General features: G+C 37.6%; 17 protein-coding genes. 12 read left to right on the top strand and 5 right to left on the bottom strand.

The window, feature by feature from the left end:
• The first annotated feature begins 47 nt into the window (after positions 1-47).
• The 10 genes from FEE95_RS17860 (at position 48) to FEE95_RS17815 (ending at position 11,969) form a co-directional block, all read left to right on the top strand.
• Positions 48-1,688: a TldD/PmbA family protein gene (locus tag FEE95_RS17860; protein WP_138659387.1), complete on the top strand. Its 1,641-nt coding sequence runs from the start codon at positions 48-50 to the stop codon at positions 1,686-1,688.
• A 28-nt stretch (positions 1,689-1,716) separates the two neighbouring features.
• A complete protein-coding gene (locus FEE95_RS17855) occupies positions 1,717-3,030 on the top strand; it encodes a TldD/PmbA family protein (RefSeq protein WP_138659386.1) in 1,314 nt (437 codons plus the stop codon).
• 101 nt (positions 3,031-3,131) lie between these two features.
• Positions 3,132-3,752: a DUF4159 domain-containing protein gene (locus FEE95_RS17850; protein ID WP_138659385.1), complete on the top strand. Its 621-nt coding sequence runs from the start codon at positions 3,132-3,134 to the stop codon at positions 3,750-3,752.
• Between the two features lie 11 nt (positions 3,753-3,763).
• A complete protein-coding gene (locus tag FEE95_RS17845; RefSeq protein WP_138659384.1) occupies positions 3,764-4,765 on the top strand; it encodes an AAA family ATPase in 1,002 nt (333 codons plus the stop codon).
• 9 nt (positions 4,766-4,774) lie between these two features.
• Positions 4,775-5,671, top strand: coding sequence for a DUF58 domain-containing protein (locus FEE95_RS17840; RefSeq protein ID WP_138659383.1), 897 nt, complete (start codon positions 4,775-4,777; stop codon positions 5,669-5,671).
• Positions 5,672-6,958 (top strand): BatA domain-containing protein, encoded by a 1,287-nt coding sequence (locus FEE95_RS17835; protein ID WP_138659382.1) that lies wholly within the window; start codon positions 5,672-5,674, stop codon positions 6,956-6,958.
• Entirely contained in the window at positions 6,955-9,180 is a 2,226-nt protein-coding gene (locus FEE95_RS17830) for a tryptophan-rich sensory protein (RefSeq protein ID WP_138659381.1), read from the top strand. Before FEE95_RS17835 ends, FEE95_RS17830 begins: the two co-directional genes overlap by 4 nt.
• Complete coding sequence (locus FEE95_RS17825) at positions 9,173-10,927, top strand: hypothetical protein (RefSeq protein ID WP_138659380.1); 1,755 nt, start codon at positions 9,173-9,175, stop codon at positions 10,925-10,927. The genes FEE95_RS17830 and FEE95_RS17825 overlap by 8 nt, the downstream gene beginning before the upstream one ends.
• 121 nt (positions 10,928-11,048) lie before the next feature.
• Complete coding sequence (locus tag FEE95_RS17820; protein ID WP_138659379.1) at positions 11,049-11,507, top strand: COG2426 family protein; 459 nt, start codon at positions 11,049-11,051, stop codon at positions 11,505-11,507.
• Between the two features lie 78 nt (positions 11,508-11,585).
• Positions 11,586-11,969 (top strand): pyruvate kinase, encoded by a 384-nt coding sequence (locus FEE95_RS17815; protein ID WP_138659378.1) that lies wholly within the window; start codon positions 11,586-11,588, stop codon positions 11,967-11,969.
• On the opposite strand, the gene FEE95_RS17810 is transcribed toward FEE95_RS17815, so the two are convergent.
• Positions 11,947-12,804 (bottom strand): aminotransferase class IV, encoded by an 858-nt coding sequence (locus tag FEE95_RS17810; protein WP_138659377.1) that lies wholly within the window; start codon positions 12,802-12,804, stop codon positions 11,947-11,949. The two genes, FEE95_RS17815 and FEE95_RS17810, sit on opposite strands and share 23 nt — an antisense overlap.
• Before the next feature lie 5 nt (positions 12,805-12,809).
• The gene (mnmE, locus tag FEE95_RS17805) at positions 12,810-14,207 is read right to left on the bottom strand and encodes a tRNA uridine-5-carboxymethylaminomethyl(34) synthesis GTPase MnmE (protein ID WP_138659376.1); all 1,398 of its coding nucleotides are present in this window, start codon (positions 14,205-14,207) and stop codon (positions 12,810-12,812) included.
• A 68-nt stretch (positions 14,208-14,275) separates the two neighbouring features.
• Between mnmE and FEE95_RS17800 the strand changes: the two genes are divergently transcribed.
• A complete protein-coding gene (locus FEE95_RS17800) occupies positions 14,276-14,722 on the top strand; it encodes a hypothetical protein (RefSeq protein WP_138659375.1) in 447 nt (148 codons plus the stop codon).
• A gap of 68 nt (positions 14,723-14,790) precedes the next feature.
• Positions 14,791-15,153 carry a DUF4870 domain-containing protein gene (locus tag FEE95_RS17795; protein WP_138659374.1) on the top strand — a complete coding sequence of 121 codons (363 nt, stop codon included), beginning with the start codon at positions 14,791-14,793 and terminating at the stop codon, positions 15,151-15,153.
• A gap of 71 nt (positions 15,154-15,224) precedes the next feature.
• Here FEE95_RS17795 and dnaN read toward each other — a convergent pair whose 3' ends face one another.
• The 3 genes from dnaN to FEE95_RS17780 form a co-directional block, all read right to left on the bottom strand.
• Positions 15,225-16,343 (bottom strand): DNA polymerase III subunit beta, encoded by a 1,119-nt coding sequence (gene dnaN, locus FEE95_RS17790; protein ID WP_138659373.1) that lies wholly within the window; start codon positions 16,341-16,343, stop codon positions 15,225-15,227.
• Between the two features lie 301 nt (positions 16,344-16,644).
• A complete protein-coding gene (locus tag FEE95_RS17785) occupies positions 16,645-16,941 on the bottom strand; it encodes a putative quinol monooxygenase (protein WP_138659372.1) in 297 nt (98 codons plus the stop codon).
• On the bottom strand, positions 16,942-17,772 hold the full coding sequence (locus tag FEE95_RS17780) for an SAM hydrolase/SAM-dependent halogenase family protein (protein WP_138659371.1): 831 nt from the start codon (positions 17,770-17,772) through the stop codon (positions 16,942-16,944).
• Between the last annotated feature and the right edge of the window lie 55 nt (positions 17,773-17,827).

The raw sequence follows: 17,827 nt of genomic DNA, 5'->3' as shown, positions 1-17,827 counted from the left end.
TTTAACTATATTACAAGAAGATTTCAAAAATCAAAAAACAAACACACATGAAAAGAAGAGATTTTGTTCAAATGTCCGGATTAGGGGCAGGTGCACTATTGTTACCCACAACAATGATGGGCAATTCTATTGCAGCTGAGGCATTGCTAGCCCCTGGTATGGATGTTATTGTTAAAAAACGCATGGCTGATGTTGCCCTTAATACGGCAAAGTCCATGGGTGCCACCTATGCTGATGCCCGTATTGGTAGGTATTTGAACCAATATGTATTCACACGTGAAGATAAGGTTCAAAATGTAGTAAATACCGAATCTTTCGGAATCGGAATTCGAGTGATTGCAAATGGTACTTGGGGTTTTGCTTCAACCAACAATGTTACCGAAGACGGAATCCAAAAAGCTACGCAGCAGGCTGTTGCTATTGCGAAAGCGAATTCTAAATTTCAAAAAGAACCCGTTGTTTTGGCTCCAGTATCGGGTCAAGGGGAGGTTTCATGGAAGACTCCTATTAAAAAAGATTTCAAAGATGTTCCAGTTTCTGAAAAGGTTGATTTGTTACTTAACGCAAATGCTGCTGCACTTGAGAATGGTGCAAACTTTGTGAACTCCGCTTTATTTATGGTCAACGAGCAAAAGTATTTTGCTTCAACCGACGGTTCCTATATCGACCAAGATGTTCATCGTATTTGGCCAACATTTGGAGTAACCGCAGTGGATCAAGCTGCCGGTAAATTCAAAACAAGACAAGCAATGAGTGCACCCATGGGAATGGGGTATGAATATATGGATGGACTAGCGTCCGAAAAACTAGATGGTGCAGCCGGACTTAAATTATATCGCAATAGTTACGATATGGTTGAAGACGCAACCACTGCAGCCAAACAAGCCAAAGAAATGCTAACGGCTAAATCGGTTGATCCAGGTAAATATGACCTAGTTCTAGAACCAAATCACCTAGGTTTGACGATACATGAATCTGTAGGGCATCCCACGGAATTGGATCGTGTATTGGGTTACGAAGCCAATTATGCAGGTACAAGCTTTGCTACCATTGATAAATGGGAATCCAAAGACTTTAAATATGGTAGTGATATCGTGAACATCGTTGCAGACAAAACTCAAGTAGGTTCGTTAGGTGCTGTTGGTTATGATGACGAAGGTGTTCCTTGCAAACAATGGGATATCATTCGGAATGGTGTTTTGGTGAACTATCAGGCTATTCGGGATCAGGTGAAAATGATTGACCAAAATGAATCACACGGTTGTTGTTATGCACAGAGTTGGAATGATGTACAGTTCCAAAGAATGCCAAATATTTCATTAGAAGCTGGCAAGGAGGCCTATTCTGTTCAACAAATGATTAAAGATGTTGAAAAAGGAATTTACATAGCTGGCAGAGGTTCGTATTCTATTGACCAACAGCGATACAACTTCCAATTTGGAGGAACTGTATTTTATGAAATTAAAGATGGCGAGATTGTAGGCATGTTAAACGACGTTGCTTATCAATCAAACACGCAAGAATTCTGGAATTCATGCGCCAAAATATGTGATCAGAGCGATTACCGTTTGTTCGGTTCGTTCTTTGACGGAAAAGGTCAACCGCCACAGGTAAGTGCGGTTTCCCATGGTAGTTCTACCACACGATTTAATGGCATCAATGTTATTAATACGGGTAGAACGGTGTAATCTCCAGTTTCATTAAAAGATAATTACAATGGCAATATATACAGAAGAAGAAGCAAGAAAGATAATGGAAAAGGCACTTAGCCTTTCCAAAGCTGATGCTTGCGAAGTTAATTTAGAAGGGAGCGAAAGTGGGAATATCCGCTATGCTCGAAATTCAGTTTCTACCGCTGGGCATCGTTCAAATCAGACCTTGGTGGTACAATCCAATTTTGGTAAGCAAATGGGTACCGCAACAATAGACGAATTCGATGATGAATCTTTGAAAAGAGTGGTGGCTAGATCAGAGGAGCTTGCAAAGCTTTCTCCGGAGAATCCTGAGTTTATGGGCCCATTGGGTCCGCAGGTGTATGACAATTCAATTACCTATGTCGAATCAACGGCTAATATTACTCCTGAGTTTCGTGCTGAGGTTGCAAATAGCAGTATTGAACCTGCTGTAGCCAAAGATGTTACAGCGGCAGGGTTTTTAGATGATTCTGCAGGATTCAGTGCAATGATGAACTCCAAAGGACTTTTCGCTTACAATAAAGAGACTAATCTTGAATTTACGGTTACCATGCGTACAAACGATGGTACAGGTTCTGGTTGGGTAACTAGAGATGTAAATGATGTAAGCAAATTTGATGCGAAGGAAGCGTCAAAAGTCGCAATTGACAAAGCGGTTATGTCAAGGGAGGCAAAAGCAATCGAACCAGGTAAATACACCGTAATCTTAGAACCATCGGCCGGATTAGGTCTACTAAATGGACTTGGGCGAGCTATTAGTGCGCGTTCAGCAGATGAAGGAAGAAGTTTCATGTCCAAAGAAGGCGGAAATAAACTCGGCGATAAAATTGTTGATGAACGAGTACAACTTTGGTCAGACCCATTGAATATTGAGGTGCCTAGTGCTACCTGGAATGGTGCAGGTCAACCTTTAAAGAAAACTAGTTGGATTGAAAATGGAGTCGTCAAAAACTTAGCCTATGGCAGATTTTGGGCCAAGGAAAAGGGCGTAGACCCAGTCCCGTTTCCAAGCAACTTTATCATGGCAGGAGGTGATGATTCCTTGGATGATTTAATCAAAAGCACTAAAAAAGGAATTTTGGTGACACGCTTATGGTATATCCGTTCGGTAGATCCACAAACATTACTTTATACGGGACTTACAAGAGACGGAACTTTCTATATTGAGAATGGTGCTATCAAATATCCTATCAAGAATTTGAGATTTAATGAAAGCCCGATTATTATGCTGAATAACTTGGAAACCCTTGGGAAACAAGAGAGGGTTGATGGTAATTTGATTCCGTATATGAAAATTCGGGATTTCACTTTCACCAGTTTATCTGATGCCGTATAATCAATTTTGAAATGTATTCGAATCTCCGATGTTTTATGACGTCGGAGATTCTTTTTTATAACAGAAAAGGCACATATCAAAAATCATTTTAGATTTAGAACTTGAACAACGAATTTTTCTTTACACGATTACAATATGAATCTGGTGATTGGGATGTAGACCAACGAATGCCCTCAAACCTTTTGAATTCATTGGTAGAATATACAACTCTGGCGGTTGATAAGCAGGAGAAGATTATCACTTTGGCGAGTGATGATATTTTCAAATCACCCTTCTGTTATCTTTCAGGTCATAAGTTGGTGCAGTTTACCAAACAGGAAAGAGAGAACTTTGAGAAGTACGTCAACAATGGTGGTTTTGTTTTTGTAGATGACTGTAATCACGATATAGATGGATTATTTGCAAAATCTTTTGAAAGGCAAATGGATGAGATTTTTGGGGAAGGAAAATTGAAGAAAATCCCAAACAATCATGAATTGTACAATATCTTCTTCAAATTTGAAGATGGACCGCCAACCACATCTCAAGAACTAAATGGCTGGGGAGATGATTTGGTGCATGAATACCTGAAAGCCATTGAAATCAATGGAAGAATCGGGGTTTTATATAGTAACAAGGACTATGGGTGCGAATGGGATTATGATTTTAGAAACAAACGTTGGTACAAAATAGACAATACAAGATTTGCTGTAAACATCGTAATGTATGCGCTTACTTCGTAAATAAAATTTGAATGGATAAACATTTAATGGAAGTACAACAGGAAGTTGAAACCCTAACGGGAAAACTTACTGACTTAAAAAAGGAAATGGCGAAAGTCATTGTAGGTCAAGAAGAAACCATCGAACATTTGTTGATTACTTTTTTAGCTGGTGGTCATGCTCTTTTAGAAGGAGTTCCTGGTCTTGCGAAGACTTTGATGATTAAAACCTTAGCGCAGACCATTGATTTAGACTTTAGCAGAATACAGTTTACACCAGATTTAATGCCTTCGGATATTATTGGGACAGAAATTCTAGAAGAAGATCATACAACAGGTAAGAAGTTTTTTGAATTTAATAAAGGTCCGATTTTCGCGAATATCATACTTGCCGATGAGATAAACAGAACACCTCCAAAAACCCAAGCTGCGCTCTTGGAAGCTATGCAAGAATTTGAGGTTACCTATTCCGGAAAGACCTACGAATTGGACAAACCTTTTTTTATTTTGGCTACGCAGAACCCTATAGAACAGTCGGGAACATTTCCTTTGCCGGAAGCACAGCAAGATAGATTCTTGTTATATATCAAAATAGGATATCCGAGTGCATCCGAAGAAAATAGTATTCTAAAAAGTACGACAGGTATCAAAAAGGAAAAAGTCAAAAGTGTCGTAACTGGAAAAGAAATCCAAAGGCTCCAAGCTTTAGTGCGAGAAATACCTATTAGTGATGAGCTTATTGATTTTACGAGCAAAATTGTTCGTGCAACCAGACCGGATTCAACTACAGATGATTATGTAAAGGAGTGGGTGAATTGGGGTGCAGGTCCAAGAGCTGGTCAGGCAATGATTCTTACTGCAAAGGCACGCGCTTTGCAAGCAGGGCGATTAGCGGTAACGCTTGATGATTTAAAGCATGTGGCGTATCCAGTACTTCGACATCGTGTAATTGTAAATTTTAAAGCTGAAGCAGAAGGGGTTACTTCAGATGAGGTTACCAAGCACCTGTTAGATACGATTAAGTTATCCTCTTAAAAATTTGCTGTGAAACAAGATTATCGACAATTATTGCAACCCAAAATTATCAATAGTCTATCAGGACTTTCATTGATAGCAAGGGTCGTTGTAAATGGATATCTCTCAGGTCTAAATCGTAGTAAACGAGTAGGGGCTGGTTTGGAGTTCAGTCAATACAGGGGTTACGAAGCTGGGGATGATTTACGTTTATTGGATTGGAAGATGTTGGCTCGTTCTGGACGGTATTACATTAAACAATCGGAAATAGATACCCATATAACCGTCAAGTTTATTCTAGATGCCAGTAAGTCCATGCTACATAAAGAGAATACCATCACGAAATTGGAATATGCAAAAGTATTGATTGCCTCCTTGGCCACTTTAGCTCAAAATCAAGGCGATAGAATTGGTCTGTTTGCCTTAAATGACGAAAGCTTGAAATCCGTACCTCCTGTATTACAAAAGCAGCAATACACTCGATTTTTACATGAATTAGCAACTATCAAAGGCAAAGGCAAATGGCCTGAACAATCTTTAGAATTTGAAAAGTTGCATGACCGGAGTCGCAAGGAACTTCTGTTTTTTATTACCGATTTACATGAGGATACAGCCGAATTGACCTCTAAAATAAAAGGATTAAAAACCGCTCGAAATGAAGTCATCGTGTTACAGATTATGGGAGAAAACGAACTTGAATTCAACTATAGGGGATATGTGGTTTTTGAAGATTTAGAAACCGGTGCGAAAGTTAAAGTTGATACGAAATCTGCAAAAAGGAATTACCTCAAAGTGTTTAAGGAAACTATGGTTGAGACAAAAAACAATTTACTCTCAAATGGTATAGCGCATCATTTGTTTACCCTTGACGATCCCATTGGTGAAGCTTTAAACCTATTTCTAAAACAAAGAACCTATCTATTGTAAATGGTATTCGCAAACGCTATATATCTATGGGGGTTATTGGGATTGCTAATCCCAATTGCAATACATTTATGGAGCCGTAAAAAGGTAAAAACGATAAAGGTAGGTAGTACAAAACTGCTCGAAGCATCTGAACCAAAGCAAACGAGTAGTATCAAACTTAACGAATTGTGGTTATTACTTTTACGACTGCTTACCATTCTATTGTTGGTTTTTATCATGGCAGAACCCAGTATTACCTCGATGGAAGAAAATACGGCTATCAGCTATTTGGTTGAGTCTAGCTTAGTTAACGATGAACGGATGCGTTCTATTTTGGATACGATTTCGAAGGAATCTGTTCGAATCCTAGAAAGTGGATTTCCTAAATGGAATGATTATGATTTTTCGAAGCTTTCAAATACACCTTCCTATTGGCAATTAGCGCGAGAAATGCAATTCATTCCTTCGGATAGTATTGTCATTTTTTCCAGAGGATTTAGAAAAGGTTTGAAAGGTAAGCGTCCAAAAATTAAAACAAATACACATTGGATAGTTGTTGAGTCCAATGAAATCAATCAAAATCTAACTGAGGCAAAAGAGAAAGATGCTTATGCTGAAGTGCTTACCATGTCAAGCAACACTAATTCACTTTCCTTTAAAAAGGACAGTATCTCTTTTGATAGTGATTTGATTGAGTTTAATACTCAAAAGGATAGCATACGTTTATTGACATCCGATTCAAAAGACTGGATTGCCCTCAAAAAAGACATTCCAATTAAAATAGGCATTCTTGAAAATGATTCTTTAAGCAACCAAGTCCAATTTATTCAAGCGGCCTATCGTGGTATTTCCCGATTTTTGGATAGACCACTGAAGATTGAAGTTTTAAACGATATAAAGGATATCGAGGATTTTAATACACTTATTACGTTTGATCATACGCTAACTCTTGAAACGCAAGCAAATGTTATTAGCTATCAACCTGATACCTTCGCAAGTCAATTAATTACAGAAGGCCCAACCCAAAACCTTTTTCATCTTACAGAATTATTGAATAGTGAAAATATTGTTAAAGAACATCTTCCTGAAAAGCTATTAAAACTTCTGAATCAAAGAGCGGGACTTGAACGCACAATACGTATGAGCGATGTAAGAACAGTGGCTGAAAATGAACTCCAGCCCTTAAAATCAGAAGTAAAACTGATAAAAAATACAGCTGGTCTAGTTCAAATGACTTCTTGGCTATGGTTGGCTTTGATTCTGGTTATCATTTTAGAACGTATTGTATCCAAATTGAGAAAGCAATGAGTATGACTGGAAAACATATAGTCATTCAGTTTACAAAACGATGGCAATTTCTGCTCGTCGTTGAGGTCTGTGCATACGCTTTGGGTTTTGCTTTGTTGGTTTTTGCTGTAAGCTTTAATCTCATGGCAACAATGTGTGGCTTTGTCGTTTGTGGACTGGTATTACTTTTAATCAGAAAGCCTTGGCAAATTAACCTTAACAAAGCTTCTAGCTTTTTGGATCAAAGCTTGGGAGGAATGGAGAACAGCACAGGATTATTTCTAACTCCAAAAACTGAACTTTCTGATATAGCTTTATTGCAAAGGCATAGGATAGAAGAGCGGTTGAAAACTGAAATTGGCAAAGTGGAACCTAAAGTCCCTTTGAAAAGGGCGCTTCTTTGGTTATTGGTTTTCGGAGTAGCTGCTTTTTTTCTGTACTATTTCAATTTGTTTGGAAATCTGAATACTAGTAATAATAGTCCCGCAACTAAGGAAGCCATTGTTTTTCAAGCTTTGGATTCTGTGGTGTCCGAATCAAATCCCCCAAGTATCAAGGAACAAAGGCTTACTATTAAATATCCTGCTTACACAGGGCTCCCTCCCAAAACAACAACGAATATGAATATCAAAGCTTTGGAAGGTTCAACTATCTTTTGGAGCATTCAATTCGATAAAGTTGTGGATAGTGTTTTTATGGAAAGAAATGGAGAAAGTAATTCCATGAAATTGAAGGGCACAAAATATATAAAAAGCATCCAGTTAGCGCAATCAGGATTTTACAATTTCAAGTTTAAGGATTTAGGAGGCACGAACTATTTGTCAGACTTGTATTCAATAGAAGTGGTAAAAGATGAGATTCCTGAAATTGAAATACAACAGCTAAAGCAGTTTAGCTCATTTGACGCGAAAGATGATAAAATACTGAATTTCAATACTTTAATCTCTGATGATTACGGAATTTCAGATGTTTACATTATTGCAACAGTAACCAAGGGTGAGGGAGAATCCGTTAAGTTTAGAGAAGAGCGATTGTCTTTTGGTGCCCTTAATTCCAGAAGTAAAAAACTGAATTTGAAGAAGACGATAGATTTGGCTGCACTAAAAATGGAGGCCGGTGACGAATTGTATTTCTATATAGAAGCTATAGATACAAAGCAGCCCAAACCCAACCGAGCCCGCAGTGAAACTTTTTTCGCGGTAATACGTGATACAGTTTCGAATCGATTTGCCGTGGAAGGTACCATGGGTGTTGATTTAATGCCGGATTACTTTAGAAGTCAACGACAGCTAATTATCGACACTGAGAAATTGATTGCCGATAAAAACAAGCTTACTGAAAAGGAATTCAATTTTACCAGCAACGAATTGGGTTATGACCAAAAGGCGCTCCGATTAAAATATGGGGAATTTATGGGTGATGAAGCGGATTCGGGGATTCAGGTTACTGAAGAAATTGAACCAGAGGCATTGCCAGAAGGTGAACAGGAAGAAGATGACCCATTGGGAGCGTACACACATGACCATGACCACGACAATGAGCATAACCTTGCAGATCTCGACCATGAAGAAGAAGAGACTGATGAAGAGGAAGACCCGCTCAGCAATTATTTACACAACCATGATGACCCCGAAGAATCAACTCTTTTCACACAATCTTTAAAAAGTAAACTACGACAGGCGATGGCTGAAATGTGGGATGCAGAATTACATCTTCGTTTGTATACTCCCGAAAACTCTTTGCCTTACCAATATCGGGCCTTGAAGTTGATTCAAGAGATTAAAAACAGCTCTCGAATTTATGTGCATCGCATTGGCTTCGACCCACCGCCCATAAAGGAAGACAAACGATTAAGCGGAGAAATTAAAGACATCAAAACTTTACAGAAGGTTGATGATGTAGTCAAGGAAGATGATTTTTCCGCAATGCGGGAAGCTGTTACTAGAATTACCGAGATTGTTGCTAATCAATCTAAACTAGTAGATACAGATAGAGGACTTTTCGATGCTGCTGGAAATGAGTTGGCCGTTTTAGCAATTAAAAACCCAAGTAAATACCTCAATACACTACAACGCTTAAAATGGATATCTGAAAAGGAGCAAATAACTGTGCAAGAATTACTTGAAGTGCAATCCGGATTATTACGGGCATTGCCCACTATTGAAGCCAACCCTTCCAAAAGAACCTTTTTTCAAGACGAGATGAATACATTGATGCTAAAAGAATTGGAAATCAATGATTGATACAGATCTTTTTCAAAACTCTTATTTACTTTGGCCAGTTGCTATTGCGGCATCGGTATTATGGATTTTATTTGTTTGGAAAGAATGGAGTACCCCCATAAAAAAACGATTCTATTTTCATAGTTTGATTTCCCTGATAACCATCCTTTCGCTTGCTATGTTGGCCCTTAAGCCGCTGAGTAAAAGGGTAGTGCAATCAAATGCAGGAGTACTGCTAACAAACGGTTACAGTCAAAAACATCTAGATAGTTTAAAAAAGAGCATAAAAGGGATTACAATTCTTGATTATCAGGAGAATGCTCAAATAGGTCAAGTCTTAGATTCATTGGGTAATTTGTTTGTCTTGGGGAATGGCGTTGCCTCCTATGATTTTTGGCAATTTGAAAATCGTTCTGTGCGCTATTTGGGAGCTGAGGTACCCTCCGGAATAATAGATTTAAAATATACCCAGGAAAATGTTTTGGGCGAGCCTTTGAAAATTGAAGGCAGATATCATAACGCAAGAGCTTCTCATAGGCTTGTCCTTCAGGATGGCAATTCGCAAGGCCTGGATTCGCTCGAGTTCAATTCTGAAACGATTCAGGCGTTTGAACTTTCTACTCCCTTAAAAGCAATTGGGAACTTTGTTTTTCAATTGGTTGAAAAGGACTCCTTAGGAGAAGCGATTTTGAAAGAACCCTTGCCCTTCAAAGTGATAGATAAAAATAGCCTTAAAATACTTTTGGTCAATAGCTTCCCAACTTTTGAGACGAAATATTTGAAAAACTATTTAGCAGAAATGGGGCATGAGGTAGTAGTAAGAAGTCAATTAACTCGTGGGCGCTATAAGTTCGAGTATTTCAATACGAAAAGAATTCCTATCTATCGTTTTGGGGAAAAAGAATTGGAAAACTTTGATTTGCTTTTCATTGACGGAACTTCCTTTAGAAACTTATCCACCAGGTCCTGGACATCTATTGAAAAAACAATACAGCATAAAGGAATGGGATTGTTTGTCCAGTCAGAAGCTAGCTTATTTGACAGGTCTTCTAAAAGACACGGATTAGAATTTGAGAAGGATGGAATTCCCAAGGCGACCTTGAATGAATTTCCGAAGGTATTATTGGAGAAATTCACATTTCGATTTAAGGATGTTGATGGAATAGAAGAAATTCATACTTCTAAGGGAAATCTTGTAACAGCATATAAACGGATACAGCAGGGTAGGATAGGGGCTTCTGTAATCCAAAACACCTATCAGCTCCAACTAGATGGTAAAACAGGGATCTATCGTCAATTTTGGTCTGAAATTGTAAATAAGCTCTCCAAGAAAAAAACTCTGCTAACAGATTGGGAGGTAACTAACAATTTCCCTTTGGAAAACCACCCTTTTCAATTTGAACTTCGAACATCCATCGAAAAACCTCAAGTGTTCAGTACTGATAAATATCAAATTGCATTGAGACAACATGTAGATATTCCTTCACTTTGGAGCAGTACAACCTACCCCAAAAATAAAGGATGGAATTCCCTTCTTCTTAAAGATAAAACTCATGTAGGTTTGGATTTTTTTGTTGTAGATAGTACTACTTGGCAGTCTTTAAGAACTAAAAGACGGCAGAAAGCAAATAGAAGGTTTTTTACTGCAATATCTGACAGTTTTGTAGAAAGGACTATTACTGCCTCAATACATCCAATTTGGTTCTTTCTTGTGGCTTTATTTGGTTTTGGATATTTATGGGTATACCCAAAAGTATTCCAGAATTGAATGGTATAATTTTCCCGCAGATAAACATTCTAGGGAATAAATGAACTATTTAACTTTTTTGGCGCTTCTTTAACACTACAAGCCAGATTTGGGCGTTAGTTTTACAAATTAAAAAGTTGCTTTGATTCACGATATTTTAATTGCCATGTTATGGAGTATTTCCCCATTTGGAGAAGCCAAGGTTGGTATTCCCTATGGCATGTATTCAGGCGCTAATATCTATTGGGTATTCTTTTTTTGCTTCGTGGCAAACGTCCTTGTTTTTCCTTTGATGTTTTTTTTCTTAGAGCATATCAACACCTACCTTTTGCGTCTAAGGTTTTATAAAAAAGCAGCAGTTTATGTTGCTAAGAAAGCAAAACTTGGCTCCGGGGAAAAAATCAAAAAATACGGATTTTTCGGACTAATATTCTTCGTTATGTTGCCTATACCCGGCACTGGTGTATATGCGGGCAGTATCGCAAGCTATATATTTAAATTTGAACGACAGAAAGCCTTTATCGCCAATACGATTGGTATTTTTATTTCTTCAGTAATTGTCTGGGTAACAACACTTATAACAATGGGTGTCATTCAATAATTCATTTTGTTGATAAGTACTAAATCACTTCTTTTTTTTAACGTATAAGTCCCATTATTTTAGCGGGCTTTTAAGCGTATGAGAGAACTTGAAGTTGGTGATAAAGTATACAATGTCAAACAAGACGGTTTTGGTGATTTTGCCCGTTATTCTTTTTCCGAAGTGGTAAAATTAACAAAGACATTGGCGATTTTAAAGAATGGTGTACGTCTCTACAATCAGCCTAGAGCCTCCTATATTATTGAAGATGTGGGTTATTGCGTTTCAAGACAGAAAGGTGTGCATTGGCATTTATTATCACTAAAGGCAATTCGAAAAGCACAAATCGAGAATGAAAAAATTGCGGCCTACGATTGGTTTGAATCTAAGGAGTTTACTTTAAAAGAGAAAATGTATATCTACGAACAGTTTAAAAAATTAGCTGAAGAATCTACTGCGGCTAAGACACATAACTATTCTTAAGCTCAAGAAAAAGCAATTGCAATTTTTTGGTGATTACCCCAGGTTCATTCCCCTCGTAATAGGCGTGCTCATCAATTTTTTGAATTGAGGCGATTTGAGTTGAGGTTCCGGTCAAGAAGGCTTCATCCATTTCGTTGATATCTTGCTCCAATATTCCTTTTTCCTGAATGGGAATATTACTTTCACGACACAACTGAATGACGATTTCTCGAGTAATGCCATTTAGAATATTTTCATCCGCTGGATGCGTATAAACAATTCCATCCTTCACAAAAAAGATATTAGAATGGGAAGCTTCGGTCACTTTTCCATCCCTATAAAAGACTGTTTCGTAATGTCCTCCTTTGATAGCGACATCATTGGCCATAACATTCCCCAATAGGGAGGTCATTTTAATATCGCAGCGGTGCCAGCGAAAATCTTTGGCTATGACTACTGATATAGGTTTTTCGTTTATGTCCGGCAAAATAAAGGGTATGGCATACATCAATAGTGTAGGCTCAATGTTGGTAGGAAACGAATGCTTTCTGGGTGCAATACCACGAGTTACCTGTATATAGAGTAAACAGTCTTTGTCCTCTAATTCACAGGTCTGCAGTAATTGTTCAATTGTATCTGGTAGGCTCGAAACATCAAATTTAATATTAATTTTCTCAAGACACTCTGCGAGTCTCTTTAGATGTTCTGCACCGTAGAAGAAATTGCTATTGATTTGGAGCATTACTTCATAAATGCCATCGCCAAACAAAAAGCCTCTGTCAAAGACCGATATTTTGGCATTCTCAGCGTCTAGAATCTCGCCGTTTAAATATACTTTTTTTGGATAATGGGCCATCGCTTTTATTTCCCGATACAAAAATTAGCAAAAATATTCCCCAACAAATCATCGGAAGTGATTTCTCCAGTTATCTCGCCAAAGTGATTGAGAGCTTCCCGAATATCCAAAGAAAGTAAATCACTGGAAACGCCATCATCCATGCCAAAATTTACTTTTTCAACGGATTCTAAAGCCTTAATTAAAGAATCATAGTGTCTCGTATTTGTGACGATGGTTTCATTGTTGCGCAATGTTCCAGTGTTAACGAATTGTAAGAGTTGATTTTTTAATTCTTCGACTCCTTCACCTGTTTTAGCTGATAGGAGTAAAGCCGTTGCTAGTTGCAGGTTGATAGTTGATAGATTTACTTCAGAAAGCATATCTTTTTTATTTATTACAACCAAGAGTTGTTTTAAAGGGTATTGATTTTTTACTTTCTCAATCTCTACTTTTAAGTTTTCCAGATGATTACCATCAACGAACAACGAACAACCATCAACCAAATAGAAAACAACCTGAGCCTGTTCTATTTTCTCAAAGGTCTTTCGAATTCCTATTCCTTCAACCACATCTTCGGTTTCTCGAATTCCAGCAGTATCTATAAAGCGGAAACCTAGGCCTCCAATTGAGATTTCATCTTCAATGGTATCTCTGGTAGTTCCTGCAATTTCTGATACTATGGCTCTTTCCTCATTTAGAAGGGCATTCAATAAGGTGGATTTACCAACATTGGGCTCACCTACAATGGCTACGGGAATTCCATTCTTAATAACATTTCCGACCGCAAATGAATCGATTAGTCTTCTGAGTACGTTTTGAATCCGATGCAATAAATCTTTGAATTGGTCACGATTTGCAAATTCAACATCTTCTTCTGTGAAATCTAGTTCTAGCTCAATAAGTGATGCAAAGTTTAAAAGTTCATCTCGCAGGGTCTTAATTTCATTGCTAAAACCGCCTCGCATTTGCTGAATAGCAATTTGATGACTTGCTTCATTGTCGGATGCAATTAAATCCGCCACTGCTTCTGCTTGACTTAAATCTAGTTTTCCGTTTAAGAATGCACGTAGTGTAAATTCACCTGCATCTGCCATACGGCAGCCATTCCGGAGAAATAATTGAATGATTTGTTGTTGTATGTATTGAGAACCATGACAGGATATCTCGACAACATCTTCTCCTGTATAGGAATGCGGATTTTTAAATAAAGACACCAAAACTTGGTCATATGTTTTATTGCCTTCCACAATATGACCTAACATGATGGTATGGCTTTTTTGCTTGGTTAGATTTTTTCCATGGATGGATTTAAAGAAATCACCAACAATTGATATGGCATCTACACCTGAAACACGAATAACGGCGATTGCCCCAGCTCCTGAGGGAGTGGCCAAGGCGATAATAGTGTCTTTTAAAAGCATAGGCAAAAATAGCTAAAATAGGTTTGATTATTTTATATCTTAGGGGCACAATACATAGATTTGATATTATGAAAAAATCCCTCTTAACACTTACCTTACTTGTTGGTTTTGTCTATTTTGGAAATGCTCAGGAAACTGAACAAGCTTCTGATTCTGTTTTGGTTGCACAACAACAAATTGAGAAGCAGAAACAAGATTTGAAAGAAGCCAAAGAAGCGCAGAAAGAAATCGATAAGGCCGAAAAAGCCCAAAAAAAAGCCGAAAAGGCGCAAAAAAAAGCCGAAAAAGCTGTAAAAAAGCAAGAAAAGCTAATTTCCACAATAAGCGCTAAGAAAAAAGGGATTGAGAAAAACCAAATGAAAATCCGAAAATTGCAAAGTAAATTAGCCAAAGGAAGAAGCAAAGGAAAGATAGCTCCGTCAGATGAAATGAAAATTAATCAAAAGATTAAAAAGCTTGAATTGTCGATTGCCAAAGACAAAGAGAAGCTTACCAAACTTCAACAAAAACAATAATTATTTAGAAAGTGTAACAAATTTCCATAAAACCCGTCATATTAGTAAGAACCCCTAAAATAGATATTATGGAAATCATCAATCAAAAATCAATTCAAAGGACTGACAACCAATTGTTAGCCTTAACACATGCATCTCAATTATTAACATACCTTACCGGTTTCGGTGGATTAATAGTACCACTAGTAATTTGGTTAAGCTCAAAGGATTCCGTTCATGGAATGGACGAACACGGTAGGTCAATCATCAACTTTCAGTTGACTATGATTTTGTTATTCGTGTTAAGTTTCCCGGCAATCTTGTTGTTCGGACTTGGAATTCTAGGCTTTATTTATGTGGGGATTATAGGTTTTATACTTCCTATTGTAAATGCAGTAAGAGCTGCAAACGGAGAAGCACCAAGTTACTTCTCAACGATTAAATTTATCTAGAATACAATAGTATTTCAAATATAAAACCCTGAAGCATTTGCTTCAGGGTTTTTCTATAGTATAAAGTGTTTCTAGCTATTTAGCATCACTGGCATTACGAGCATAGTAACATGTTCACCTTCATCCAAACCGTCAGAGGGCGTTAAGATTCCCGCTCTATTGGGTAAACTCATTTCTAACGAAACTTCATCCGAAGTTAGGTTGTTCAGCATTTCAGTTAAGAAGCGTGAGTTGAATCCGATTTGCATATCATCACCTTGGTAGGCGCAAGTCAGACGTTCTTCTGCTCTGTTGCTGTAATCTATATCCTCTGCGGATATATTTAATTCAGCACCAGCAATCTTCAAACGGATTTGATGCGTGGTTTTATTTGAAAATATAGAAACCCTACGTACAGAACTCAAAAACTGGTTTCTTGAAATCGTAAGCATATTTGGATTTTCCTTCGGAATCACCGCTTCATAGTTAGGGTATTTCCCATCAATCAAACGACAAATCAATTCCGTATCATCAAAACTGAATTTGGCATTACTATCGTTATATTCAATTACTACATCAGATTCGCTTCCTGCTAAAATTCCCTTTAAAAGATTCAAAGGTTTTTTAGGCATTATAAACTCTGCAACCTGTGATGCAGAAACATCTTCGCGTTGGTACTTCACCAATTTATGTGCATCCGTTGCAACGAAGGTTAAGTTTTCCGGAGAAAACTGAAAAAAAACACCACTCATTACGGGGCGTAAATCATCGTTGCCGGCAGCAAAAATTGTTTTATTTATAGCAGTGGCAAGAATATCCCCTAAAATTGTTGTCGAACTTGGATTCGCTAATTCTACAGCTTTCGGGAATTCTGCTCCATCCGCATATGCCAAAGCATATTTACCATGGTTAGAGCTTATTTCAACTGTATTGTTATCTTCAACAACAAAAGTCAAAGGTTGCTCAGGAAAAGTCTTTAAAGTTTCCAATAACAAACGTGCCGGAACCGCGATAACTCCTTCATTATCAGAGTCTACATTCAGAACGGAACTCATAGTAGTTTCTAAATCCGATGCTGAAACGGTCAGTTTATTTTGTTTTAAATCGAACAAGAAATTATCCAAAATAGGCAAGGTGTTGCTATTATTGATAACACCGCCTAAAACTTGTAGCTGTTTCAATAAATAAGTGCTGGATACTATAAACTTCATGTGCGTTTTATTTAGTAGAGTTCGTTTTTTTGATACAAAAGAGATGCAGTACACTACGTCTCCCAGACAAACAAAGATATTTGAATTCGGGTTTTTATCGAAACAAACTTATTAACACTTCTGAGCTTTTTTCGAAAGCTTAAAAATACGGAATCTTAGTATGTAAATGGGAGGTAATGCTTTGAAATACTAGGATTTCCAATGAGAATATTGGGTGAGACAGAGAATCGCTGTAGATACGAGGTTTTATTTCAAAACTGAAATGTTTATAACTGTGGATTATTCCCTTCGGGAGAAAGTCTCATGGCAAGCTTTCAACCTTGTTTACACTCCAAGCTTCCGGCTTAGCGGAAAATAGAACTTTAGTACGAGCCCAAACTAATTTGAAGAAGTCTGAATTTCTATACGTCTCGAGGTTTGCTTCTTCTTCCCAGTAACTGTAGGTGAAAAATATGGTTTTGTCTTTTTTATCCTGATACAATTCAAGAAAAGTGCATCCTTCAGAGCTTCTAATAGTTTGTTTGCTTTCTTCGAAAACCGCTTTAAACAAAGGAATATTTTCCTTTACAAACTTCATTTTTACAATACGAACAAACATTTAAAGGAAGTTTATGGTTATGGTATCTCTATAGTCGAGACCGAGTAAGGAAGAGGCTCCTCCCACTGTATTCAAATCACTTTTATAAATGGCAAGCTCGATATATTCTGATGAATTAAACAGCGCCAGTAAATCACCAGCTCCTTTGCGTTTCTCTTTTTCAAGGCTAAAATTGATAATGTCGCTGTATTTATTATGAATCTGTTTGATTTTGGTTGTTCGTGCATTTAGTTCGAAATCCCTTCCTTTCCTGTAGGCATCAAAGAACTTCTTTCGAATATTGGTAACCACGTTGCCGTAATTATCAATATATATCACACTCCCAATGATTTTGTTCCCGCTATCCGTTACCATAGGCTGAAATCCGGTAAGGTCTTTCAATTGGTCAAAGGCTTTGCCAACAACCTCTAAGGTACCACCACGGGCAATATGACAGGCAACTTGAATAAAAACGTCCATTACCGGAAAAGAACCATGAAGCGGATTGGGAATATTAATTTCCACAACTTTCTCTGGATTGATTTCTGAGGTCAACAAACCAATTACGCCATTGTTCGATGTAATAAAGTAATGACCATCAAGTAGTACCGCAATATGCTGATTCTCCTGAGTTGGTTCTGAATCCACTCCGATAATATGAATGGTACCATCAGGAAAGCTTTTATACGAGTTCTCTAAAATATAAGCGCATTCTTGAATATTGAACGGACTAATACCATGCGAAATATCAACAATTTTGGCATCGGGCAGTTCTTTGTAGATACTGCCTTTTAGGGCGCCTACGAAGTGGTCTTTGAGTCCGAAATCAGTAGTAAGGGTGATGATTGCCATGCAGCAATGTTGATATGTTTTTGGTTAATAAAAGGTATAATTTGATTACTTTTAT

Source organism: Maribacter algarum (ex Zhang et al. 2020), from assembly GCF_005885635.1.
Classification (GTDB): domain Bacteria; phylum Bacteroidota; class Bacteroidia; order Flavobacteriales; family Flavobacteriaceae; genus Maribacter_C; species Maribacter_C algarum.
The sequence above is the reverse complement of the archived record's forward strand: the minus strand, read 5'-3'. Positions and strand labels throughout refer to the sequence as shown.

Bases quoted from the DNA above. Each gene is read 5' to 3' on its own strand.
- FEE95_RS17860 (WP_138659387.1), top strand. From the start codon at position 48: ATGAAAAGAAGAGATTTTGTTCAAATGTCCGGATTAGGGGCAGGTGCA.
- FEE95_RS17855 (WP_138659386.1), top strand. From the start codon at position 1,717: ATGGCAATATATACAGAAGAAGAAGCAAGAAAGATAATGGAAAAGGCA.
- FEE95_RS17845 (WP_138659384.1), top strand. From the start codon at position 3,764: ATGGATAAACATTTAATGGAAGTACAACAGGAAGTTGAAACCCTAACG.
- FEE95_RS17835 (WP_138659382.1), top strand. From the start codon at position 5,672: ATGGTATTCGCAAACGCTATATATCTATGGGGGTTATTGGGATTGCTA.
- FEE95_RS17830 (WP_138659381.1), top strand. From the start codon at position 6,955: ATGAGTATGACTGGAAAACATATAGTCATTCAGTTTACAAAACGATGG.
- FEE95_RS17825 (WP_138659380.1), top strand. From the start codon at position 9,173: ATGATTGATACAGATCTTTTTCAAAACTCTTATTTACTTTGGCCAGTT.
- FEE95_RS17815 (WP_138659378.1), top strand. From the start codon at position 11,586: ATGAGAGAACTTGAAGTTGGTGATAAAGTATACAATGTCAAACAAGAC.
- FEE95_RS17810 (WP_138659377.1), bottom strand. From the start codon at position 12,804: ATGGCCCATTATCCAAAAAAAGTATATTTAAACGGCGAGATTCTAGAC.
- mnmE (WP_138659376.1), bottom strand. From the start codon at position 14,207: ATGCTTTTAAAAGACACTATTATCGCCTTGGCCACTCCCTCAGGAGCT.
- FEE95_RS17800 (WP_138659375.1), top strand. From the start codon at position 14,276: ATGAAAAAATCCCTCTTAACACTTACCTTACTTGTTGGTTTTGTCTAT.
- FEE95_RS17795 (WP_138659374.1), top strand. From the start codon at position 14,791: ATGGAAATCATCAATCAAAAATCAATTCAAAGGACTGACAACCAATTG.
- dnaN (WP_138659373.1), bottom strand. From the start codon at position 16,343: ATGAAGTTTATAGTATCCAGCACTTATTTATTGAAACAGCTACAAGTT.
- FEE95_RS17785 (WP_138659372.1), bottom strand. From the start codon at position 16,941: ATGTTTGTTCGTATTGTAAAAATGAAGTTTGTAAAGGAAAATATTCCT.
- FEE95_RS17780 (WP_138659371.1), bottom strand. From the start codon at position 17,772: ATGGCAATCATCACCCTTACTACTGATTTCGGACTCAAAGACCACTTC.